The sequence below is a fragment of the Paraburkholderia pallida genome (assembly GCF_004524855.1).
In the GTDB taxonomy this organism is placed as follows: domain Bacteria; phylum Pseudomonadota; class Gammaproteobacteria; order Burkholderiales; family Burkholderiaceae; genus Paraburkholderia; species Paraburkholderia oxyphila.
In genome coordinates this window covers 1,699,896-1,721,581 of record NZ_CP038149.1, presented here as the reverse complement: position 1 = coordinate 1,721,581, position 21,686 = coordinate 1,699,896, and the positions used below count along the sequence as shown (strand labels likewise).

General features: G+C 66.8%; 17 protein-coding genes. 4 read left to right on the top strand and 13 right to left on the bottom strand.

What is annotated here, in order from left to right:
• Positions 1 to 47: 47 nt before the first annotated feature.
• From E1956_RS22820 to E1956_RS22810, 3 genes are all read right to left on the bottom strand, one after another.
• Positions 48 to 1,937, bottom strand: a complete 1,890-nt coding sequence (locus E1956_RS22820) for a putative bifunctional diguanylate cyclase/phosphodiesterase (protein ID WP_134753165.1) — start codon at positions 1,935 to 1,937, stop codon at positions 48 to 50.
• A 95-nt stretch (positions 1,938 to 2,032) separates the two neighbouring features.
• Complete coding sequence (locus E1956_RS22815; RefSeq protein ID WP_134753163.1) at positions 2,033 to 4,588, bottom strand: adenosylcobalamin-dependent ribonucleoside-diphosphate reductase; 2,556 nt, start codon at positions 4,586 to 4,588, stop codon at positions 2,033 to 2,035.
• Positions 4,589 to 4,774: 186 nt separating this feature from the next.
• Positions 4,775 to 5,083, bottom strand: a complete 309-nt coding sequence (locus E1956_RS22810; protein ID WP_134753160.1) for a DUF3331 domain-containing protein — start codon at positions 5,081 to 5,083, stop codon at positions 4,775 to 4,777.
• A gap of 480 nt (positions 5,084 to 5,563) precedes the next feature.
• Between E1956_RS22810 and E1956_RS22805 the strand changes: the two genes are divergently transcribed.
• On the top strand, positions 5,564 to 6,631 hold the full coding sequence (locus tag E1956_RS22805; protein ID WP_134753158.1) for an AI-2E family transporter: 1,068 nt from the start codon (positions 5,564 to 5,566) through the stop codon (positions 6,629 to 6,631).
• Between the two features lie 126 nt (positions 6,632 to 6,757).
• On the opposite strand, the gene E1956_RS22800 is transcribed toward E1956_RS22805, so the two are convergent.
• Together E1956_RS22800 and E1956_RS22795 are read right to left on the bottom strand one after the other, a co-directional pair.
• Positions 6,758 to 7,609, bottom strand: a complete 852-nt coding sequence (locus E1956_RS22800; protein WP_134754763.1) for an alpha/beta hydrolase — start codon at positions 7,607 to 7,609, stop codon at positions 6,758 to 6,760.
• 342 nt (positions 7,610 to 7,951) lie between these two features.
• A complete protein-coding gene (locus tag E1956_RS22795) occupies positions 7,952 to 9,052 on the bottom strand; it encodes an OpgC domain-containing protein (protein WP_134753156.1) in 1,101 nt (366 codons plus the stop codon).
• 822 nt (positions 9,053 to 9,874) lie between these two features.
• On the opposite strand from E1956_RS22795, the gene E1956_RS22790 reads away from it, so the two are divergent.
• Entirely contained in the window at positions 9,875 to 10,783 is a 909-nt protein-coding gene (locus E1956_RS22790; RefSeq protein WP_134753154.1) for a peptidoglycan DD-metalloendopeptidase family protein, read from the top strand.
• Between the two features lie 39 nt (positions 10,784 to 10,822).
• Here E1956_RS22790 and E1956_RS22785 read toward each other — a convergent pair whose 3' ends face one another.
• The 7 genes from E1956_RS22785 to prpB form a co-directional block, all read right to left on the bottom strand.
• Positions 10,823 to 11,194, bottom strand: a complete 372-nt coding sequence (locus E1956_RS22785; RefSeq protein WP_134753152.1) for a type II toxin-antitoxin system VapC family toxin — start codon at positions 11,192 to 11,194, stop codon at positions 10,823 to 10,825.
• Positions 11,191 to 11,388, bottom strand: a complete 198-nt coding sequence (locus tag E1956_RS22780; RefSeq protein WP_134753150.1) for a type II toxin-antitoxin system VapB family antitoxin — start codon at positions 11,386 to 11,388, stop codon at positions 11,191 to 11,193. The genes E1956_RS22785 and E1956_RS22780 overlap by 4 nt, the downstream gene beginning before the upstream one ends.
• Positions 11,389 to 11,573: 185 nt before the next feature.
• The gene (gene prpF / locus E1956_RS22775; RefSeq protein ID WP_134753148.1) at positions 11,574 to 12,764 is read right to left on the bottom strand and encodes a 2-methylaconitate cis-trans isomerase PrpF; all 1,191 of its coding nucleotides are present in this window, start codon (positions 12,762 to 12,764) and stop codon (positions 11,574 to 11,576) included.
• Positions 12,761 to 13,183, bottom strand: coding sequence for an endonuclease domain-containing protein (locus tag E1956_RS22770; RefSeq protein ID WP_134753146.1), 423 nt, complete (start codon positions 13,181 to 13,183; stop codon positions 12,761 to 12,763). Before E1956_RS22770 ends, prpF begins: the two co-directional genes overlap by 4 nt.
• Positions 13,184 to 13,231: 48 nt before the next feature.
• The gene (gene acnD / locus E1956_RS22765) at positions 13,232 to 15,826 is read right to left on the bottom strand and encodes a Fe/S-dependent 2-methylisocitrate dehydratase AcnD (RefSeq protein WP_134753144.1); all 2,595 of its coding nucleotides are present in this window, start codon (positions 15,824 to 15,826) and stop codon (positions 13,232 to 13,234) included.
• 200 nt (positions 15,827 to 16,026) lie between these two features.
• Entirely contained in the window at positions 16,027 to 17,193 is a 1,167-nt protein-coding gene (gene prpC, locus E1956_RS22760; RefSeq protein ID WP_134753142.1) for a bifunctional 2-methylcitrate synthase/citrate synthase, read from the bottom strand.
• Between the two features lie 38 nt (positions 17,194 to 17,231).
• Positions 17,232 to 18,122: a methylisocitrate lyase gene (gene prpB, locus E1956_RS22755; protein ID WP_134753140.1), complete on the bottom strand. Its 891-nt coding sequence runs from the start codon at positions 18,120 to 18,122 to the stop codon at positions 17,232 to 17,234.
• Positions 18,123 to 18,319: 197 nt separating this feature from the next.
• Between prpB and prpR the strand changes: the two genes are divergently transcribed.
• Positions 18,320 to 20,419: a propionate catabolism operon regulatory protein PrpR gene (prpR, locus tag E1956_RS22750; RefSeq protein WP_134753138.1), complete on the top strand. Its 2,100-nt coding sequence runs from the start codon at positions 18,320 to 18,322 to the stop codon at positions 20,417 to 20,419.
• Between the two features lie 31 nt (positions 20,420 to 20,450).
• Here prpR and E1956_RS22745 read toward each other — a convergent pair whose 3' ends face one another.
• A complete protein-coding gene (locus tag E1956_RS22745) occupies positions 20,451 to 20,843 on the bottom strand; it encodes a thioredoxin domain-containing protein (protein ID WP_134753136.1) in 393 nt (130 codons plus the stop codon).
• A 387-nt stretch (positions 20,844 to 21,230) separates the two neighbouring features.
• On the opposite strand from E1956_RS22745, the gene E1956_RS22740 reads away from it, so the two are divergent.
• Positions 21,231 to 21,686, top strand: coding sequence for a (2Fe-2S)-binding protein (locus E1956_RS22740; protein ID WP_134753134.1), 456 nt, complete (start codon positions 21,231 to 21,233; stop codon positions 21,684 to 21,686).

Below are 21,686 nucleotides of genomic sequence, written 5' to 3'. Positions count from 1 at the left end.
GCTGCTGCTAGTCGACGTTTCCAGCCTCGATGATATCCGCAAGCGATTCAGACAATAACCTGATCGCCGCGCGCGGTATGCGACGGCCGCGGCAGCGGACCGCCATCGGCGAGCACGCGCGTGATGCCCTCGGCATCGAGCGGCTTGCTGAAGCGGAAGCCCTGCGCTTCCACGCAGCCGAGCGCCAGCAGAAACTCCTGCTGCGCGAGCGTCTCGACGCCTTCGGCAATGACGGACAACCCCAGCGCTCTCGCCAGCGTGACGATCGCCTTCACGATCGCCCCCGTGTCGCTTTCCTCGACGCGATGCACGAACGCCTTGTCGATCTTGATGCGATCGACCGGCAGCGCCCGCAATTGGCTCAGGCTCGAGTAGCCCATGCCGAAATCGTCGACCGACACACTGATGCCGGCGCCGCGAAACTCGTTGAGGCGCCGCACGGCGAGGTCGGGCTGCTGCATCAGCGCGGTCTCGGTGACCTCGAGTTCGAGTTTCGTCGGATCGACGCCCGTCTCGCGCAAGATGGCCTGAAACGTCTCCACGATATTCGGGCGCTGCAACTGCAGCGGCGACAAGTTGATCGCGATGCGCACGGGCGCAATCCCCATGCGCCGCCAGACGGCCGCCTGGCGACAAGCCTCCTGGAGCACCCACTCGCCGAGCTTCGCGACGAAGCCCGACTTTTCCGCAATCGGGACGAACTCGGCCGGCGCGATCTCGCCATAAACCTCGTCGTACCAGCGCACGAGCGCTTCGACGCCGAGCACCTGGCCATTACGCATGTCGACCTGCGGCTGGTAGTGCAGGCGCAGCATGCCGTCTTCGATCGCTCTTCTGAGACGTGCCGAGAGGATGAGCTTCGCGTCGGCGTCCGCGCGCATCTCGGGACGATAGCGTTCCCAGCAATTGCGGCCGCGATTCTTGGCCGCGTACATCGCCATGTCCGCACACGGAATCAGCGTTTGCGCATCGCAGGCATCCATGGGAAACACGCTGACACCGACGCTCGCGCTGACCACGAGCTCATGCCCGTCGATGAGCACGGGCTTGGCCATTGCCGCGAGCACGGTGTCGGGCAGATCGAAGCGCGCCGTCTCGCCCCGCCTGCCAGGCGCCACGACGATGAACTCGTCGCCGCCATAGCGCCCGACGATGTCGCCCGGGCGGGCGCAGGCACGCAGACGCTCGGCGACTTCGACGAGCAACTGGTCGCCGACGCTGTGCCCGAGCGCATCGTTGACGGTCTTGAAGGCATCGAGGTCGAGGAAAACGACATGGACGGTTTCGCCGTTGCGGCCGGGGGCCGCGAGCAGGGCCTGCAATCTCGTGCTGACCGCCGCACGATTCGCGAGCCCGGTCAGGCTGTCGCATTCGCTCAGCTCGCGCATGCGGCGCGAGCGATCGAGCAGCTTCACCGAGACGTCATGCGCCGTTTTGGCAAACAGCAGCGGATAGACGCAGATGATCGGCAGCCAGACCGGCGCGACCCGCATGCTCAACGGATAGAAGGCGATGCCGAAGGTTGCCGCCCCGGCCACCAGACCGGCAGCACTGGCGCCCAGCCCGGCGGCGAAGAGCGGCCATCCGCCGATCGCCATGTTGTCGAGCGCGAACATCAACAGGATGACGATGGTCGCGACGGGCTCGAAACGAACGGCTACGGCGAGCCAGCCGCCGAAGGCCGAATCGACGAGCATGTTCCAGCGCTCTTTGCGGGGCGCATCGCCAAGGGGAGGGCTCACGAGCCGGTAGGCGACATGAGGCCAGACGAGGCAGACGACCAGCACGCCCACGAGGAGCCACGCCGGCGCGTGCTGCAGGTGCAGCAAGGACAGCATGGGGAGCGCGCCCATCGCGTAGCCGAGGGTCCTGAGCACGTAAATGCGCCGCACAAGGCCGATGGTCCAGGCCCTGTCGCCCTGGGCGGACGTGAGCACGGGGTCTCCTCCGTCAAGTCTTATGATTTAACGAGAGTAGCCCAGATTTATCTGTCGGTCTAACGCCAAACGTTTGACATCGGCGGCAGCCCCCGCTAACCGCAGGTTCCGATCTCCCCACAGGCAGTGCAGAAGTCGCAGCCGTCGCGCCGGATCACGGCGTTCGCGCCGCACGAGCCGCATTTGCGGCCGAGCATCGCGTGAGGCGCCGCGAGCGCCGCGTCGGCGGGCAGCGCGTTGGGGCCGTCGAGCACGCGCTCGCCCGCGCGCGTTGCGGCATCGGCTTCGCCAACAGGACTTGCGCCTGCGCGCGCGGCGCCTTCGGCGCGCCGCTGCGCGAGCAGCCGCGACGGCACCTGGCGCCCCTCGGCGTCCAGAAAGCCGCGCCGGTGCAGGATCTGCTGGATCGCATAAGCGATGGCCGCCACCTCGGAGTCGTGCCACAGCGGCGTGCGCTTGCCGTCGAGCCGCTGGGTCTCGCCATAGCGCACCTGGCCGCGGTCCCACGAGACCTTGCGCAAGTCCTGCAGATTGCGCGCGACGAAGCCGCCGCGCGCCGCGAGCGAGAGCGAGCGCATCGTCGCCGTGATCCATTGTTGCGACTCGTCGCGCTGGCCGATGGGAATGAAAAATTCGATGGGCCGCTCGATCGTCATCGATTCGCCGCCCACCTGGCCCGTCACTTCGAGGAACGAGACGGCGACATAGAGCGAGACCTTGCCCGTCTGCGTGAGGTATTCGATTTTCTCGATCACGGCGGGCAGCTCGCCCTTGGGCCGATGGTCGATCGCCACGCGCAAGGGGTCGAGCAGGACGTCGCTCTGGGCGTCGTCGAGCGCGTCGCCGGCGGCGGGCAGCGTCTGCAGCACCGCGCCGAGCGTCTCGTTGGGCCGATAGGTGGCAAGGCCCTTGAGCCCGCGCCGCCATGCGTCGAGATAGAGGTCCTCGAAGGCCTCGAACGGATAGTCGGCGGGCACGTTCACCGTCTTCGAGATCGAGGTGTCCACGAACGGCTGCACGGCCGCCATCATCGCCACGTGCTCCTGCGCGCTCATCTGCAGCGCGCTCACGAAATACTCGGGCAGCGCGTTGACATCGCCGCCCAGCTCGCGATAGACGCGCCACGCGTGGTCCTCGACCGTGAAGGTCTCGTTGCTGCCATCGGCCATGCGGCGCGTGCGCTGGTAGGTCCACGAGAACGCTGGCTCGATGCCGTTCGAGGCGTTGTCGGCGAAGGCGAGGCTCACGGTGCCCGTGGGTGCGATCGAGAGCAGATGGCTGTTGCGGATGCCGTACGCGCGGATCTCGGCCTGCAGGTCCTCGGGCAGGCGCGAGGCGAAGGTGCCGGCCGCGAGATACGTGTTCGCATCGAACAGCGGGAACGCGCCGCGCTCGCGCGCGAGCGCCACCGACGCGCGGTACGCCGCGTCGCGCATCGTGCGGCCGACCCGCGCGCCGAACGCGCAGCCTGCGTCCGAGTTGTAGCGGATGCCGAGCATCACGAGCGTGTCGCCGAGGCCCGTGAAGCCCACCCCGATGCGCCGCTTGGCCGCCGCTTCCGCCTGCTGCTCGGGCAGCGGCCAGAGCGTGACGTCGAGCACGTCGTCGAGAAAGCGCACCTGGGTGGCCGTGCGCGCGGCGAGCTCGTCCCAGTCGAACGCCGGCTGGCCACCGCGCAGTTGCGCGAACGGCTCGCGCACGAAGCGCGTGAGATCGAGCGGGCCGAGATTGCAGCAGCCATAGGCGGGCAGGGGTTGCTCGCCGCACGGATTGGTCGCGCGGATGCTCTCCAGCGCGCGCAGGTTGTTGTCCTCGTTCATGCGCGAGATGAACACCACGCCGGGCTCGGCCATGTCGTAGGTCGAGCGCATGATGGTGTCCCACAGCGCGCGGGCGCGCTTTTCCGCGTAGACCCACAGGCCGTCCTCGCGCTGCTTGAGGTCGCCTGCCGCGCGCAGCGCGGGCGAGGGCGCGGCGCGATGCACGAGCGGCCAGATTTCATCGTTCTCGACGGCGCGCATGAAGTCGTCGGTCACCGCCACCGAAACGTTGAAATTATTCCAGCGTCCCTTCGAATGCTTGGCCTCGATGAACTCGGGCAGGTCGGGGTGATCGCAGTCGAGCACGGCCATTTGCGCCCCGCGCCGCGAGCCCGCGCTCTCCACGGTGCGGCACGAGGCATCGAACACGTCGATGTAGCTGCACGGCCCGGAGGCGCTCGATCCCGTCGATTTGACGTGCGCGCCGCGCGGACGGATCGCCGAAAAGTTGTAGCCGACACCGCCGCCGCGCCGCATGGTCTCGGCGGCCTGCAAGAGCGCGACGTAGATGCCGGGGCGGCCTTCGTCGTCCACGCCCTGGATGCTGTCGCCCACCGGCTGCACGAAGCAGTTGATGAGCGTCGCTTCGATGCCGGCGCCCGCCGCGCTCATGATGCGGCCCGCGCCCAATGCGCCGTGGCGCAGGTTGTCGACGAAGCGCGCCTCCACCTCGGCGCGCAGCGCGGGCGGCTCGGCTTGCGCGACGCCGTGGGCGACGCGGCGATAGATGTCGTCGGCGCTTTGCTCGTCGCCCTTGGCGTACTTTTCGAGCATCACGTCGAGCGAGAAGGACTGCGCGGGGAACGGGAGCGGGGACGTGTCTTCAGCCATGGCCGGGCCTCTCGGGGCGCCGCGCGCTCGCTGGACGAAAGATGACGGGTGCGAGAGGCGTGGCGGCGGTTGCGGGACGAAGCGCCGCTCGCGCAAGAGGTGCGCGGCCGGCGCCATCTTCTGCAACCTTACCGCAGCGGCGGCGGTCGTGTGTCAGACAGCGCGTCGCGGAGAGGAGGAACTCAGTCAGGCCGCTTCGCTCAACGGCACATTGGCGACGAGGTCGCCGAACACTTCCGCTGCGATCATCACCGAGGCATTGAGCGGCGCCGGCCGTTCGGCCGGCTTGTACACGGCGTCGCCGCGGCGAATCTTGCGGCGCGAGACGGCGCAGGTGCCCGAGGTGTGCGCCGAACGCCGGCGCCAGCGTTGTTCGCCATAGTGGCAACGGCCGGGTTCAACCCAGCGGATCACGAGCGCTGAATCCGTTTGTTCGAGGATTTCGATGCGTTCACCGTTGGCTCCGTCAAGCGCAAGACACGCTTTCTTTCTCATTGTCGGCTCCGTAAGTGGGGTTTGCCCGGACTGTATTCCTGTGCGCCGCCAAGTGCCATTGTGTCGCCGTTGAAACACCATTCCACAAACGACAACAATCTCCCTGCGACACTATGCGATTAACGAAGGAATGGGGGTTTGCGGACGGTCAGGGCGCGACATGCCGGATTTGTGCAACGCAGTGTTGTGCAAAGCGCGACACGAAAATCGGCCTGGAGGGATGGGGTTGGAACGCCGGGAGCCGGCACGAATCAGATGAAATGCGGCCTGAGGCGGCGGCTGGCGATTCGCGTTTTCGGTGCGCCGCCCGTATGCTGGCGGCCTGACGATTCGTCCGGGGCCGGCTTTGCGCCATGCCGGCGCGCCTCGCGTTCGAATGCCTGTAGGCTCGGCTAGATGGACACCCAGCTGCCGGCATCTGCTTGCGGGTCCGATTTGCTGCGCCGCAAGAGCCGTCTTGTCGAATTTTCACGAGGTTACATGATTCATCGCCCGCCTGCTCCCAACTCCGCAAACGAGCAAAAAAACCAGCGCTTCGCTTCCGCCGCGCTGTTCGCCGTGCTCGTCCTGCTCGCGCTGTGGGTCGTGCGCGAGTTCCTGCCCGCCGTGGCCTGGGCGTGCGTGGTCGCCATCGTGCTGTGGCCGGCCTATCAGGCCATCGAGCGCCACCACTGGTTCAAGTGCCGCACCACGTGGATCGCCACGCTGCTCACGGTGGGCATCGCGCTGCTCGTCGTGCTGCCGATCACGGTCACGGCGATTCAGGCGGGCGGAGAGGCCCACGAGCTCTACCTGTGGGTGCGCGCGGCCCAGGAGAACGGCGTGCCGGTGCCCGACTTCGTCTCGCAGCTGCCAGTCGGCAGCCACTCGGTGAGCGCCTGGTGGCAGACCAATCTCGCGCAGCCGCTCAAGGCCTCGCCCGCGATGAAGAGCCTGCACAGCGACGCCCTCGTGACGTTCGGACGGCATTTCGGCGCGCGCGCCCTGCATGCGTCGATGACCTTCGGCTTCATGCTCGTCACGCTGTTCGTGATCTTGCAGGCAGGGCCGAGGCTCTCCGGCACCGTGATGCGCGGCGCACGCCGCGCGTTCGGCGCGGATGGCGCGCAGTTGTTGCAGCGCATGGCCTCCGCCGTGCGCGCGACGGTGACGGGTCTCGTGGTCGTCGGGCTGGGCGAGGGCGTGCTGCTCGGCATCGCCTACATGTTCACCGGCGTGCCGCATGCGGCGCTGCTCGGCACCGTCACCGCCATCGCGGCGATGCTGCCGTTCTGCGCGCCCGTCGTGTTCTGCGGCGCGGCGCTGTGGCTCGTCGTGCAAGGCTCGGTCATCGGGGCCGTCGCGCTCGCGGTGTGCGGCGTCGTGGTGGTGTTCGTCGCCGAGCACTTCGTGCGGCCCGTGCTGATCGGCAACTCGACGCGCCTGCCCTTCCTGCTCGTGCTGTTCGGCATCTTGGGCGGCGCGGCGACCTTTGGGCTGATCGGCATCTTCATCGGCCCGGCGCTCATGACCGTGCTGATGGTGCTGTGGGTGAACTGGGCGGAGTGATGCCGGCGATTCAGGCCTGTGGCCGCATGCCCTGCGGGCGTGGGCTCTCCGGGACGCCGGGCGGCTTTCATGAGCAGCGCACGGCTTTGAGCGGAGCGCGGTTCTCACGGACGCCGCGCGGCACTTTTAGCGCACGCAGGCGAGCGTGTACTTGAGCGCGGCGGGCAACAGCTCACGCCAGACGGGCCAGACGTGGCCGCCATCGACGATGCGCAACGCAGCGGGGTTGCCCGCCTCGCGCAGGCGTGTGTAAAGCAGCGACGACTCGGCCTGGATCACGAGGTCGTCGTCGCCCGAGGCGATGAAGATGGGCACGCGCCAGGGCCGTCCGAAATAGCCACTCCATAGCGCCGGATAGTTGAGCGCACGCCAGATGTGCGGGTCGAACTGGTGCTCGCCGAACACACCCACGCGCCGCGCCGACGAGGACAGCGGCGGGTCGCCCGAGTAGATCGCCGGCGAGAGCAGGAAGGTGCCGCAAAACATCTCGGGGTGCTCGAACGTGTAGCGCAGGGCACCGAATCCGCCCATCGAGACGCCGCCGATCGCGCGCGCGCCGCGCTCGTCCTCGACCGCGAAATGCGATTGGACCTCCGGTATGAGGTCGGCGAAGAAGGCCGTCTCCATCTTTTCCTTGCGATCGACGTACCAGTCGGTGCCGCCTTGCGGCATCACGATCACGACCGGAGGAATCTCATGGTGGGCGATCAGCGTATCGACGGTGTTCTGCAGGTCGCCTTGCGTGACCCAGTCCATCGCATCGCCATTGTTGCCGTGCAGGAGATAGAGCACCGGATAGCGCGCCGCGTCGGTGCGATAGCCGGTGGGCAGGTAGACCGCGTACGGCCACTCGCGGCCGAGCGCCGTTGCGTGGAAGCTGTGCAGCGCGACCGTGCTGGCCGCGGCGGGGGCGGTGTAGGCGAAGAGCGTGGTGAGTGTCGCGAGGGCCGCGAGCAGCGCGGTGCGCGCGATTTTCATCAGCCCGTTGAGCCCGTTGTGCCGATTGACGTTGCGATTGCTGAAGCCCTTGATCGCCGTGAGACGGACTGCGGCACGCGCCGCGCGAGGCGAAGCGTGGTGCGGGCCGAACAGCGCGGTGCGAGAGGAGCTGCGCATGGCAGGAGAGCCGGTCAGGAAGGCGCGTCAGCGGCGCGGGGTCACCATGCTAGCAGTGGCCCGTGCGCGCCGGAAGCATGGCGGCGAGCGGCGCAGGCACGGGTCCGGAAAAAATCCGCGCGCGCGAGGCCGCGCGGTTTCGTCTGTGACTTTGGCGTGCCTGCGAAACGGACGGATCTTTGCGTGGTTGCCGGTCCGGTCCGCTCAGGCCGACACCTTCGCGCGCGTGGGCAACAGACGCTTGAGCGGATCGGATGCGCGCGCAACCAGAAGCAGCGCGGTGAGCGCGAAGGCGTCGGCGGCGAGGCCGAGCGGCACGTTCAGATAGCCGTCGGTGTACCAGTAGAGCAGCGAGTCGACCGTCAGCGAGATGACCGCGCCGGCCACGAACGAGAGTAGCCCCTTGCGGCCCACGAGTCCCACCCACGGCAGGGCGGCGGCGAGCTTCTTCGCCCAGCCGAGCCGGATCACATGCGCGGTGAGCCAGGCCACGCCGAAGAAGTTGATCGCGCGGAACCAGGCGAGATTGCGCTTGAACTCCCCATCGAGCGCGGTGTTGCCCAGATGCAGACGGTAGATGGCGGCCCCCGCGACTACGGCGAGTGCGAGCGCCGTCACGAAGGCGCCGAGCTTGCGCTGCGCGGTGACGCTTTGGAACACCGGCTGCGTCTGCGCGATCACGCCGGCCACGAACAGCAATTGCCAGGCGAACGGATTGAAGTCCCAGTTGACGTCGGCCACATGCGGCAGCCATGGCGTGAGATGCGGGGCGATGCCCCACAGCGCAAGGCTGATCGCGGCCAGCAGCCACGGCCGCGTGCGCGCGAGCGGCAAGGCGAGCGGCGCGGCCAGCGCGAAGCACGCGTACATCGGCAGCACGCCGGCGAGATACGGCTGGCGGCGCAGCAGCACGATGTCGCGCAGCGCCGCGGCGGGGGCGAGCGTGAGATCGTCGAGATCGGTGGTGGCGAGGTTCGGCGCGTCGACGTTGCAGGCGACCAGGACCGCCGTCACGAGCAGCATGAGCAGCGCGGTGACCACGAAGGCGCGGTAGATCTCGAACGCACGCTTGATGAAGCGCTGACGCGCGACGGCTTCGGTTCGGCGCGCGCAGAGCGCGGCCCAGGCGGTGGCCGTGGCGAAGCCGCCGAGGAACACGAACACTTCGGCGGCGTCGCACAGCGCGTAGGCGTGCAACGTGACGCGCGAGACGATGCTGCCGCCGATGTGGTCGACGACGATGATCAACAGGACAAGGCCACGAAAGAAGTCGAGTTCGACGAGACGATTGGATGACTGTGACATGGCTCCGGCGTCAACCGGACGCGGCGCGCCGAGCGGGCCGGAAACGGCCGGGTGGCGCGCACGGCCGTGCTGGCGCGTGCAAAAAAGGTCGCTGCGGCGGCAGGTTGCCGGAGCGCGATGCTCGACGACGGCAACTGCCTTGGCTTGCCACTCGGGCAGCCGTTGCGCAGCAACGGTTCAAGCCCATGTGACGCAAGCGCCGGGGCCGCGATAGCGCCGCCTCCTGCGCAAGGCCGGAGCGGCACGTGGAGTCAAAGGCCCGGCAAACAGCGACGAGGACAACGGCGGCCCAGGAGTGACCTGTACTGGCGCGCCAAGGTTCCCACGGACCGGGTCTTACGCTTGACGGCCGCAATACTACATGAGTTTCAAATGGCTTTCAGTGGGCGCCACGACTTAAGTTCTGGTTCAGCGCGCCGATATGTCATGAAATGAGGGCTGGATCTGGCGCCGTTTCAGGCCGCGCAGGCGAGAAGATGACGCATCTTTTTAAGATTTGTATCAGAGTGTTGTCGCCTGCCTGATCTATGTGAATTGCGTTTTACAATGCCAGACTGTTTTCAAGATAAAAGCGGAATTGCCGTCTTGAGTTTTGCGCGACAGTGGCCGATTTTGTCGGACAAAGCGTGCATTTTGGATGCAAATGGAAGCGGGTCGGACGCGGGTGCTTGGGCCGGCGAGTGGGGCGGGAGCGCGATATGACGCTGCAGACCTGGCCACTTCGCCTGCTGTGGAGTGTCCGGCTACTCCGATCGACCGCGAAGCATGGGACCAGAGTAAGGCGCTAAAGCGCCAACTCTGGTCGACAGGAGATTAACAATCATGTTTGAGGATCGTTCAGATCCGCGCGCCAACAGTCTGCTGACACGCCGCTTGTGGCAGCGCCTCGCAGGGCTCGGCCTGGCCGCGTTGCTGGGCGCTTGCGCAAACGTTGGCGAGCAGCAGCCGGCGCCTGCGCAGCCGCAGCCCGATCCGTCGGCGGCGGTGAGCCCCGCTTCGGGTGCCGCCGCAACGGCAACTGCAACCAATGCCGCGGCGAGCCAGCAACAGGCCGCTAGCACGCCGGTCACGCGCGTCGTCACGAAAACCACCTGGGTGCGTGTGCGCCGCGGCGATTCGCTGCTGCGGATCGCGTCGAGCCATAAGGTTTCGGTCAAGGATCTGGCGGCATGGAACGGCATCAAGCCCACCAGCCATGTGCGGGCCGGCCAGTCGCTCAAGCTCGTCTCGAAGCAGACGATTACGGTGCAAGCCGCTGCGCCTGCTCAGGCAGGCAGCACGAATGCCGCAGCGAGTCCGGCGGCGGACGCAGCGGAAGGCCGCGAGGTCGCGGCCGAGGTCAAGCGCCATGCGCGCAGCGTGGCGCTGGTGTGGCCGGCGCAGGGCCGCGTCGTGGAGCCGTTCGAGCCGGGCACGACGCGCGGCATCGAGATCGCGGGCAAGGCTGGCGACCCGGTGATCGCCGCCGCCGACGGCAAGGTCATGTATGCGGGCACGGGCCTGAACGAGTACGGCAGCCTGATCATCGTCCAGCACAACAAGGACTTCCTCACCGCCTACTCACACAACCGCCGTCTGCTCGTGAAGACGGGTGACATGGTCCACCAGGGCCAGCAGATCGCGGAGATGGGTAGCGAGAACAACGACCGCGTGGCGGTGCTGTTCGAGGTGCGCCGCGACGGCAAGCCGGTCGATCCGATGCCGTATTTGCCGACGTCGCCGCAGGGCTGAGCGCGCCGATTCCGATCGCGGCGCAAGGGCGCCGCGTTTCTATTGTCCGATTTGCGCGGCGAGGCCGAGCTCGCCCGCAACCTTTCCGAGCCGCTTGTCTCGCGTCCAGATCGCGACGCCCGGCTGCAGGCGGGCGGACGCAAGCAGACTGGTATCCACGTAGCCAATGCCGCGATTGAACAGCTGCGCTTGTTCGATCAGATAGAACGTCTCTTCCGGCGTGGCGATGGGCACGGCTGGCAAGTCGCGTAACGCGCCAAGGACGACCTCGCGCTCACGCAGGCTGCCAAGCGAGATTTCCCCGATCACGTAAGCATGCGCGAGCACGCGCTCGTCTGCGAGCAGGCCCGTCAGCAGGGGATCGGCGGCGTTGAAATGGTCGATCCAGATCGATGTGTCGACCAGAATCATTCGACATCCGTCCGTCGGCGCGGCGCTGCGACGATGCCGGGCTGACTGCCGCCAAGGTTCGCAAGCCGTCGCGCGGCCTCGCGTTGGATCAGGGCTTTGAGGGCTTCGCGCACGAGCGCAGACTTTTCTTCCAGACCGGTATAGGCCTGGGCTTTGGCGATCAAGTCGTCGTCGAGAGCGATGGTGGTGCGCATGATGGTTACCCCTCAAGGTACAGGCATAAAATATAGCATCGATTGATGCGCATTTTGATGTATCCATGGCCGGTCCGGTTGTTTAGCTGGAAAAGCACTGGCGTAAAGCAAAAACGCCCTGATGCATCGCAGCATCAGGGCGTTTTTTAAATCAGCGCAGGCAGCGTGCTTCTTAAAAGCGCTTCTTAAAACGAATCCCCCGGCACCCGCACCGTCCCCTCCATCAGCACGCGCGCGCTGCGGCTCATGATGGCCTTCGTGACCGTCCATTCACCGCCTTCCTGGCGCGCCTCCGCGCCCACGCGCAGCGTGCCCGACGGATGCCCGAAGCGCACCGCGTTGCGTTCGCCGCCGCCTGCCGCGAGATTCACGAGCGTGCCCGGAATGGCCGCCGCCGTGCCGATTGCCACGGCCGCCGTGCCCATCATGGCGTGATGCAGCTTGCCCATCGACATCGCGCGCACCAGCAGATCGACGTCGCCGGCTTCCACGCGCTTGCCGCTCGACGCCGTATAGCCCACAGGTTTCGCGACAAAGGCAATCTTCGGCGTGTGCTGGCGCGTGGCGATCTCGTCGAGGTTCTTGATCAGGCCCATGCGCAGCGCGCCGTGCGCGCGGATGGTCTCGAACTTCTTCAGCGCCTCGGCGTCGCCGTTGATCGCGTCTTGCAGCTCGGTGCCCGTGTAGCCGATGGCCTCGGCGTTCACGAAGATCGTCGGGATGCCCGCGTTGATCATCGTGGCCTTGAGCGTGCCGACTCCCGGCACTTCGAGGTCGTCGACGAGCTGGCCGGTGGGGAACATCGCGCCGCCCGCGCCTTCTTCTTCGGCGGCGGGGTCGAGGAATTCGAGCTGCACTTCGGCGGCGGGGAAGGTCACGCCGTCGAGTTCGAAGTCGCCGGTTTCCTGCACCTGGCCGTTCGTGATGGGCACGTGCGCGACGATGGTCTTGCCGATGTTGGCCTGCCAGATGCGCACGGTGAAGACGCCATTCTCGGGAATGCGGCTCGCGTCGATCAGGCCGCCGCTGATCGCGAACGGGCCCACAGCGGCCGAAAGATTGCCGCAGTTGCCGCTCCAGTCGACGAAGGCCTTGTCGATGGCGACCTGGCCGAACAGATAGTCGACGTCATGACCGGGCCGGCTGCTCTTCGCGACGATCACGGTTTTGCTGGTGCTGGACGTGGCGCCGCCCATGCCGTCGATTTGCTTGCCGTACGGGTCGGGGCTGCCGATCACTCGCATGAGCAGCTTGTCGCGCGCAACGCCGGGCGTTTGCGCGGCTTCGGGCAGATCCTGGAGGCGGAAGAACACGCCTTTACTGGTGCCGCCACGCATATAGGTAGCGGGGATTTTGATCTGGGGTATATGACTCATGAGAATCCCGTGTCGATGATGTCAACGAACTCCCCTCTCCCTGGAGGGAGAGGGGCAGGGGGAGAGGGGGGGGCGGCGCCTTTCGCAACTTCTCCAACGATCACCTCGAGCACCGCTTCGATGTTCTGCAATATCTCGTCGTTCCAGAAGCGCAGCACGGTGAAGCCCCGGCTCTGCAACCAGGCATCGCGCGCTGCGTCGTCGGCGCTGCCGTTGTGTTGCCCGCCATCGGCTTCGATGACCAGGCGCGCACCGAAATGCACGAAGTCCACGATATAGGGGCCGATGGGCTGTTGCCTGCGGAACTTCTGACCGCACAGGCGATGCGCACGGAGGTGGCGCCAGAGTAGGTGTTCCGCGTCTGTCATGTTTTTACGCAGAAACCTGGCGAACTGGATTTGATTTGGTGCGGCCACCATCCCCCCTCTCCCCAACCCCTCTCCCGCAAGGGGAGAGGGGCTGTTTGGTCAGGCTGCTTCCGACGACTCGAGGAAGTCCTGTGCGAAGCGCTGCAGCACGCCGCCCGCTTCGTAGATCGAGACTTCTTCGGCCGTGTCGAGGCGGCAGGTGACCGGCACCGCCACGCGTTCGCCGTTCTTGCGGTGAATCACGAGCGTGAGGTCGGCGCGCGGCGTGCGCTCGCCGATCACGTCGTAGGTCTCCGTGCCGTCGATGCCGAGCGTCGTGCGGTTCGTGCCCGCCTTGAACTCCAGCGGCAGCACGCCCATGCCGATCAGGTTCGTGCGGTGAATGCGCTCGAAACCTTCCGCCACGATCACCTCCACACCCGCAAGGCGCACGCCCTTGGCCGCCCAGTCGCGCGACGAGCCCTGGCCGTAGTCCGCACCCGCAATGATGATCAGCGGCTGCTTGCGCTCCATGTAGGTCTCGATGGCTTCCCACATGCGCGTGACCTTGCCTTCCGGCTCGATGCGCGCGAGCGATCCCTTCTTCACCGCGCCGTCCACCACCGCCATCTCGTTGATGAGCGTGGGGTTCGCAAACGTCGCGCGCTGCGCCGTGAGGTGGTCGCCGCGGTGCGTCGCGTACGAGTTGAAGTCCTCTTCGGGCAGGCCCATCTTCGCCAGGTACTCGCCCGCCGCGCTGTTCGCCATGATGGCGTTGGAAGGCGAGAGGTGGTCGGTCGTGATGTTGTCGCCGAGCACGGCGAGCGGGCGCAGGCCCTGCAACGTGCGCTCGCCCGCAAGCGCGCCTTCCCAGTACGGCGGACGGCGGATATAGGTGCTTTGCGCGCGCCAGTCGTAGAGCGGGTCCGTGGTCTCACCGCTGGCGGCCGTAACCGCGAACATCGGTTCGTAGACCTTGCGGAACTGCTCGGGCTTCACGCTCTGCGCAACGATGGCGTCGATTTCCTCATCGCTCGGCCAGATGTCCTTCAGGTACACCGCCTTGCCGTCCTGGTCCGTGCCGAGCGAGTCCTGTTCGATGTCGAAGCGGATCGTGCCGGCAATCGCATAGGCGACCACGAGCGGCGGCGAGGCAAGGAACGCCTGCTTCGCGTACGGATGGATGCGGCCGTCGAAGTTGCGGTTGCCCGAGAGCACGGCGGTCGCGTACAGGTCGCGGTCGATGATCTCCTGCTGGATCTTCGGATCGAGCGCGCCCGACATGCCGTTACACGTAGTGCACGCGAACGCTACGATGCCAAAGCCGAGCTTTTCCAGATCCGGCAGCAGGTTGGCCTCTTCGAGGTAAAGCTCGACGGCCTTCGACCCCGGCGCGAGCGAGCTCTTCACCCACGGCTTGCGTGTGAGGCCGCGCGCGTTCGCATTGCGCGCGAGCAGCGCGGCGGCAATCACGTTGCGCGGGTTGCTCGTGTTCGTGCAGCTCGTGATGGCGGCGATGATGACCGCGCCGTCGGGCATCTGGCCCGGCGTTTCTTCCCACTTGCCCGCGATGCCGCGCTCGGCCAGCGCCGAGGTGGGCAGGCGCTTGTGCGGATTCGACGGGCCGGCCATGTTGCGCACGACGCTCGAGAGATCGAACTTGAGCGTGCGCTCGTACTGCGCGTTCGCGAGCGTATCAGCCCAGAGGCCCGCGGTCTTTGCATACGTTTCGACGAGCTTGACCTGCTCTTCCTCGCGGCCCGTGAGGCGCAGATAGTCGAGCGTCTGGTTGTCGATGAAGAACATCGCGGCCGTGGCGCCGTATTCGGGCGCCATGTTCGAGATGGTCGCGCGGTCGCCGAGCGTGAGGCTCGACGCGCCTTCGCCACGGAACTCCAGATACGCGCCCACGACCTTTTCCTTGCGCAGGAACTCGGTGAGGGCGAGCACGATGTCGGTGGCGGTGATGCCGGGCTGGCGCTTGCCGCTGAGCTCCACGCCGACGATGTCGGGCAGGCGCATCCACGAGGCGCGGCCAAGCATGACGTTCTCGGCTTCGAGGCCGCCCACGCCAATCGCGATCACGCCGAGCGCGTCCACGTGCGGCGTGTGGCTGTCCGTGCCCACGCAGGTGTCGGGGAACGCCACGCCGTCGCGCGCCTGGATCACGGGTGACATCTTCTCCAGATTGATCTGGTGCATGATGCCGTTGCCCGGAGGAATGACGTCGACGTTCTTGAACGCTTTCTTCGTCCAGTTGATGAAGTCGAAGCGGTCCTCGTTGCGCCGGTCTTCGATCGCGCGGTTCTTCTTGAACGCGTCCGGGTCGAAGCCGCCGCATTCCACGGCGAGCGAGTGATCGACGATCAGCTGCACCGGCACGACCGGATTCACCTTGGCGGGGTCGCCGCCTTGATCCGCGATGGCGTCGCGCAGGCCGGCGAGATCCACGAGCGCGGTCTGGCCGAGGATGTCATGGCACACGACGCGTGCGGGGAACCAAGGGAAGTCGAGCTCGCGCTTGCGCTCGATGAGCTGCTTGAGCGAATCGGTGAGCGTAGCCGGGTCGCAGCGGCGCACGAGGTTTTCGGCGAGCACGCGCGAGGTGTACGGCAACGTGTCCCAGGCGCCGGGCTGGATGGCATCGACGGCTTCGCGCGCGTCGAAGTAATCGAGCCGGGTGCCGGGAAGGGGCTTGCGGTAGGCGGTATTCACGGCTGTGGGGACCAATGAGGTTGTAAGCGGGGTGTTGCAGGGGACCGGCGCGCGAAGTGCTTGCGCGCTGGCTCCGGTCGACGGAGGCGACGTCGTCACTGTACGACGCATCGCCTCCGGTATCGTCTAGCCAATGCTTTGCATGGGGCCTGAGTAAGTGCTAAAGCACTAACTCAGGCCGACAGGCTAACGTTTAGCGATCAGCGCTTGCCGATCGGCGCGAACTTCAGATTCTCCGGACCCGTGTAATTGGCGCTCGGGCGGATGATCTTGTTGTCGATGCGCTGCTCGATGATGTGCGCGCTCCAGCCTGCCGTGCGTGAAATCACGAAGAGCGGCGTGAACATGGCCGTCGGCACGCCCATCATGTGATACGACACGGCGCTGAACCAGTCGAGGTTCGGGAACATCTTCTTGACGTCCCACATCGTCGATTCGAGGCGCTCGGCGATGTCGAACAGCTTCAGGTTCGACTGCTCCTTCGAGAGCTTCTTCGCGACTTCCTTGATGACCTTGTTGCGCGGGTCCGAGATCGTGTAGACCGGATGGCCGAAGCCGATCACGACTTCCTTCGCTTCCACGCGGCGGCGGATGTCCGCTTCGGCCTCGTCCGGCGTCTCGTAGCGCGACTGGATCTCGAACGCGACTTCGTTGGCGCCGCCGTGCTTCGGACCGCGCAGCGCGCCGATCGCACCGGTGATGGCCGAATAGATGTCCGAGCCCGTGCCCGCGATCACGCGGCCCGTGAAGGTCGAGGCATTGAACTCGTGCTCCGCGTAGAGGTTCAGCGAAACATGCATCGCGTCCACCCACGACTTCGAGGGCTCGCGGCCATGCAGCAGGTGCAGGAAGTGGCCGCCGATCGAGTCGTCGTCGGTTTCCACTTCGATGCGCTTGCCGTTGTGCGAGTAGTGATACCAGTACAGCAGCATCGAGCCGAGCGAGGCCATCAGGCGGTCGGCGATATCGCGCGCGCCGGGCAGGTTGTGGTCGTCCTTCTCCGGCAGCACGGTGCCGAGCACCGAAACGCCGGTGCGCATCACGTCCATCGGGTGCGCCGAGGCCGGCACCCATTCGAGCGCCGCCTTCACGTTCGCGGGCAGGCCGCGCAGCGCCTTGAGCTTGGTCTTGTAGGCGGCCAGCTCGGCCGTGTTCGGCAGCTTGCCGTGCACGAGCAGGTAGGCGACTTCCTCGAACTCGCACGCGGTGGCGAGGTCGAGAATGTCGTAGCCGCGGTAGTGCAGGTCGTTGCCGGTGCGGCCCACGGTGCACAGCGCGGTGTTGCCCGCCGTCACGCCGGACAGCGCGACAGACTTCTTCGGCTTGAAGCCGCCTGCGGCCTGCGTGGTGTTATCGGTTTCGCTCATGGTGTCGTCCTCTCACTAATGTTCTGAATGGGGTGCGGTTATTTCTTCGCGGCGAACAGCGCGTCGAGCTTGTCTTCGTATGCGTGATAGCCGAGGTACTTGTAGAGGTCCTCGCGCGTTTGCATCGTCGAGACGGCGGCTTTCTGGGTGCCATCGCGCTTGACGGTCTCGTAGAAGTTCAGCGCCGCCGCGTTCATCGCGCGGTAGGCGCCGCAGCAGTAGAGCGCGATGTCCACATTGGCGCTCTTCAGCTCTTCGGTCGTGAAGAACGGAGTCGAGCCGAACTCGGTGAGGTTCGCGAGGATCGGCACCTTCACCGCAGCGCGGAAGCGGCGGTAGTCGTCGAGCGTCTTCATGGCTTCGGGGAAGATCATGTCGGCGCCCGCTTCCACGTAGGCTACCGCGCGCTCGATGGCGGCGTCGATGCCTTCCACGGCGGCCGCGTCGGTGCGCGCCATGATGACGAAGCCGTCGTCGGTGCGCGCGTCCACTGCGGCCTTCACGCGGTCCACCATCTCGTCGGTTGCAACGACTTCCTTGCCCGGGCGATGCCCGCAGCGCTTCTGGCCCACCTGGTCTTCGAGGTGCACGGCCGCGACGCCGGCCTTGATGAACGACTTGATCGTGCGCGCGATGTTGAAGGCGCCGCCCCAGCCGGTGTCGATGTCGACCATCAGCGGGATGTCCACGGCGTCGGTGATGCGGCGCGCGTCGATCAGCACGTCGTCCATGGTGCTGATGCCGAGGTCCGGCACGCCGAGCGAGTTCGCGGCCACGCCGCCGCCCGAGAGGTACACGGCCTTGAAGCCGGTCTGCTCGGCGAGCTTGGCGGCATAGGCGGTGATGGCGCCCACGACCTGCAGCGGTTGTTCGGTGGCCACGGCCGCGCGGAATTTCGCGCCGGCGCTTGCGGGGGATTTCGTGTTCATATGTGCGAGTCTCCGAAGGAACGGGGCTGGTACTGCAGTTACCGTGCCAGCTTGTGATGGTGTCGCTAATCCGTTGATTTTGCGCCGGATAGACTTTCGTGCGCTTCCCGCCCCGATTTCCAGTTTGAAATTGCGATTTCAAATTTGAAATTCAGGCGCGATAATGAAATGTCGATGAAAATCCGAGCCGCAGTCTCATGAACCGCTTTCCCTCCGCCTCCGAATTCCGCCCGCGCGTCTGGGCCATGGGCATCAGCCGCCTGCGCGACCTGTTCCGCGACATCGCCGGCGAATACGACGGCCTGGCCGACCTGCGCGTGGTTCCGCGCGGCTTCGAGGAAGCCGCCGCCGAAATCGCCGCCGCGCCGCCGAACCAGCGACCCGACGTGGTCGTGGCGGCGGGCTCGAACGGCACCTACCTGAAGGCGCGCATCGACCTGCCGGTGGTGCTCGTGCAGCCTACCGGCTTCGACGTGATGCAGGCGCTCGCCCGTGCGCGCCGCGAGGCCGACCTCGTCGCGCTCGTGACCTATGGCGAGACGCCCTCCGAAGTGCGGCGCTTCGCGAGTGCGTATGGCCTGGACGTGGTGTTCGCCTCGTATCGTACCGTGCAGGACGCCGAGGCCTGCGTGCTGGACCTGCGCGACCGGGGCGTGGGCGCGGTGGTGGGCCCAGGGCATGTGAACGACCTCGCGGCTCGGCTCGGGCTCGCGCCGTTCTTCGTCTATTCGCGCTCGTCCGTGCGTGCGGCCTTCGACAACGCGCTCGAAGTCGTGCAGGCCACGTGGCGCGAAACACAGCGGCGTCAGCGTCTGGACAGCGTGCTGCAGCATTTGCGCGATGGCGTGGTGGCGCTCGACGCGAATGGGCGCGTGGAGGCGATCAACCAGCGCCTCGCCGGCGTGCTCGGCATCGATCCGGCGGCGGCCGGGGGCCGCCTGCTCGAAGACCTCGCGCCCGACATCGCCTTCACGCTGCCCGACGCCGATGGCGAATCGCTCGAAACCGTGCGCGGCGTGAGCTACGTCGTGCATCGCGGGCCGCTCGTCGACAACGGCGTGACCACGGGCGCCGTGCTCACGTTTCAGGAGTCACGCGCGGTGGAGCGCCTCGACCGCACCTTGCGCTCGCGCCAGCGCACCCAGCAGTTCGTGGCGCGCTACCGGCTGGGCGACCTGAGTGGCGCGACGCCGGGCATCGCGCGTGTGCGCCAGCTCGCGCAGCGCTACGCCCGCTCGGACGCCACCGTGCTGATCCGCGGCGAAAGCGGCACCGGCAAGGAGATGGTCGCGCAGGGCATCCATCGCGAGAGCGCGCGGCGCGATTTCCCGTTCGTGGCGATCAACTGCGGCGCGTTTCCGGAGGCACTGCTGGAGAGCGAGCTGTTCGGCTACGAGGAAGGCGCGTTCACGGGCGCGCGGCGCGGCGGCAAGGTCGGGCTGATCGAGGCGGCGCACCGCGGCACGCTCTTTCTCGACGAGATCGGCGAGATGCCGCTGCCGCTGCAAAGCCGCCTCTTGCGCGTGCTGCAGGAGCGCGAAGTGGTGCGGCTGGGCGCGACCGAGCCCACGCGCGTGGACGTGCGCGTGGTGGCGGCCACGCACCGCGCGCTCACCGAGCAGATCGAGTCGGGCGAATTCCGCGCGGACCTGTTCTATCGACTGAACATCCTGAATCTGGCGATTCCGCCGCTGCGCGAGCGCGGCGCCGACATCGTGCCGCTCGCCGCTGAACTGCTGCTGCAGTCGGCGCGCCGCGAGCCGCGCGTGGCGCTGCGCATCCGCACGCAGGACGATGCCATGCGCGCGCTGGCGCCGTTGGGCGAGGCGCTCGCGCGTCACGGCTGGCCCGGCAACGTGCGCGAATTGCAGAACGTGGTGGAGCGGATGGTGGTGGAGCTCGCGGATTCGGACGTGGACGTGCTCACGCCCGAGGTGCTGCGCGCGATTGCGCCGGAGGTGTTCGAGCTTCGTGGCGGCGCGGCGCGCGCGAGCGCTGCGAGGACCGTCGAGGCGTTGCAGGACGATGGCGCCGATGCGGCTGACGTGGCCGATCAGCCGCTCACCTTGCGCGAACGCAGCCTGACGGTGGAAGCCGACGAGATCCGCGCGGCGCTCGAGGCGCACGGCGGCGACCGCGACCGCGTGTGCGCGCAGCTCGGCATCAGCAAGACGACGCTGTGGCGGCGCTTGAACGCCGCCAGGGCAAAGCCACGCACGAACCACGCAAACGGTGGCAACGGTGGGAATGAGGGAGGCGGCGTGCCCGCGCGGCGCAAGCCGGCGCGCGAAGCATGACGCGCAAAAGCGCGCCGCCTTCAGCGCGCGCTCAGTTCTTGATGCCGTTCAGCAGTTTCGCAACCGCGCCGTGCTGGTGCAGCACTTCGGGGCTCTTTTGCAGGAGCGCCTGATAGCGCTCGAAAAATTCCTCCGACTCCTCGCCCGCAAAGAGGCCGGCCACCCCTTCGGCGGCGCCCACGCGGTCTTCGGCTTTTGCGTCCTTCGCATCGAGCGTTTCGTCGACGTTGGCGATCACCGTCGAGAGCGGCATGAGCCAGCGGAACCCCGAGCCGTTGATCAACACCTGCAGGAAGGCGGCCGGCGTCGTCGGGCCGAACTCGCGTTCGTACTCGGCGCGCTCGTGATCGAGGATCGCCTTGTGTAGCGTGAGGAGCGGCTTGCGGACTTCGGAGAGGAACTGGATTGCGCGGACTTCGTCCATCGTGGCGGCTCCTGGATTGTGTTCGACATCGCGCGGCGCACAAGCCGCGCGCCCATGCCGACGATGGTAGCGCAACGGGGCGGCGCGCGTGGCTATGATGCAGCGCGCCTGCCATGGCGTGCCGGATATCGCGTGCCGGATATGGCGTGAGTGAAGCGGCGTGACTCATGTGGCGTGAGTCATCCGGCGTGCCTGAGACAAGCACAAGCGGCGCTCGCAACAGCCTGCCTGCACGCCTCGCGCGGCGGCGCTACACTCGGCCGGTCCTCGAATGGCCATTTTCGTGCCAGCGTGCCGCGCATTTGAGTCGCGTGCAGGAACAACGCCTTGGCATGGCCTTCGATTGATTGCTTGCACTGACCAATCCCCACATCGGAGAGCCGCCTCATGACGACGTTAACCATCAATGGCGAGACACACACGATCGATGCGCCGCCCGACATGCCGCTGCTCTGGGTTCTGCGCGACATCGTCGGCCTCACGGGCACCAAGTTCGGCTGCGGCATTGCGCAATGCGGCGCATGCACCGTGCATCTCGACGGCGAGGCCGCGCGCTCGTGCGTGCTGCCCGTCGCGGCGCTCGAAGGCCGCAAGATCACGACGATCGAAGCCGTGGGCGCCACGCCCGCCGGGCAGAAGGTCCAGAAGGCCTGGCGCGATCTGGACGTGGTGCAGTGCGGTTACTGCCAGTCGGGGCAGGTGATGTCGGCGGCGGCGCTCATCGCCGCGAACGCGAACCCGAGCGACGCCGACATCGATGCCGCCATGGCGGGCAACATCTGCCGTTGCGGCACCTACACGCGCATCCGCGCGGCCATCAAGCAAGCCGCGAAGGAGGCCTGA

Bases quoted from the DNA above. Each gene is read 5' to 3' on its own strand.
- E1956_RS22815 (WP_134753163.1), bottom strand. From the start codon at position 4,588: ATGGCTGAAGACACGTCCCCGCTCCCGTTCCCCGCGCAGTCCTTCTCG.
- E1956_RS22810 (WP_134753160.1), bottom strand. From the start codon at position 5,083: ATGAGAAAGAAAGCGTGTCTTGCGCTTGACGGAGCCAACGGTGAACGC.
- E1956_RS22805 (WP_134753158.1), top strand. From the start codon at position 5,564: ATGATTCATCGCCCGCCTGCTCCCAACTCCGCAAACGAGCAAAAAAAC.
- E1956_RS22800 (WP_134754763.1), bottom strand. From the start codon at position 7,609: ATGAAAATCGCGCGCACCGCGCTGCTCGCGGCCCTCGCGACACTCACC.
- E1956_RS22795 (WP_134753156.1), bottom strand. From the start codon at position 9,052: ATGTCACAGTCATCCAATCGTCTCGTCGAACTCGACTTCTTTCGTGGC.
- E1956_RS22790 (WP_134753154.1), top strand. From the start codon at position 9,875: ATGTTTGAGGATCGTTCAGATCCGCGCGCCAACAGTCTGCTGACACGC.
- E1956_RS22785 (WP_134753152.1), bottom strand. From the start codon at position 11,194: ATGATTCTGGTCGACACATCGATCTGGATCGACCATTTCAACGCCGCC.
- E1956_RS22780 (WP_134753150.1), bottom strand. From the start codon at position 11,388: ATGCGCACCACCATCGCTCTCGACGACGACTTGATCGCCAAAGCCCAG.
- prpF (WP_134753148.1), bottom strand. From the start codon at position 12,764: ATGAGTCATATACCCCAGATCAAAATCCCCGCTACCTATATGCGTGGC.
- E1956_RS22770 (WP_134753146.1), bottom strand. From the start codon at position 13,183: ATGGTGGCCGCACCAAATCAAATCCAGTTCGCCAGGTTTCTGCGTAAA.
- prpC (WP_134753142.1), bottom strand. From the start codon at position 17,193: ATGAGCGAAACCGATAACACCACGCAGGCCGCAGGCGGCTTCAAGCCG.
- prpB (WP_134753140.1), bottom strand. From the start codon at position 18,122: ATGAACACGAAATCCCCCGCAAGCGCCGGCGCGAAATTCCGCGCGGCC.
- prpR (WP_134753138.1), top strand. From the start codon at position 18,320: ATGAACCGCTTTCCCTCCGCCTCCGAATTCCGCCCGCGCGTCTGGGCC.
- E1956_RS22745 (WP_134753136.1), bottom strand. From the start codon at position 20,843: ATGGACGAAGTCCGCGCAATCCAGTTCCTCTCCGAAGTCCGCAAGCCG.
- E1956_RS22740 (WP_134753134.1), top strand. From the start codon at position 21,231: ATGACGACGTTAACCATCAATGGCGAGACACACACGATCGATGCGCCG.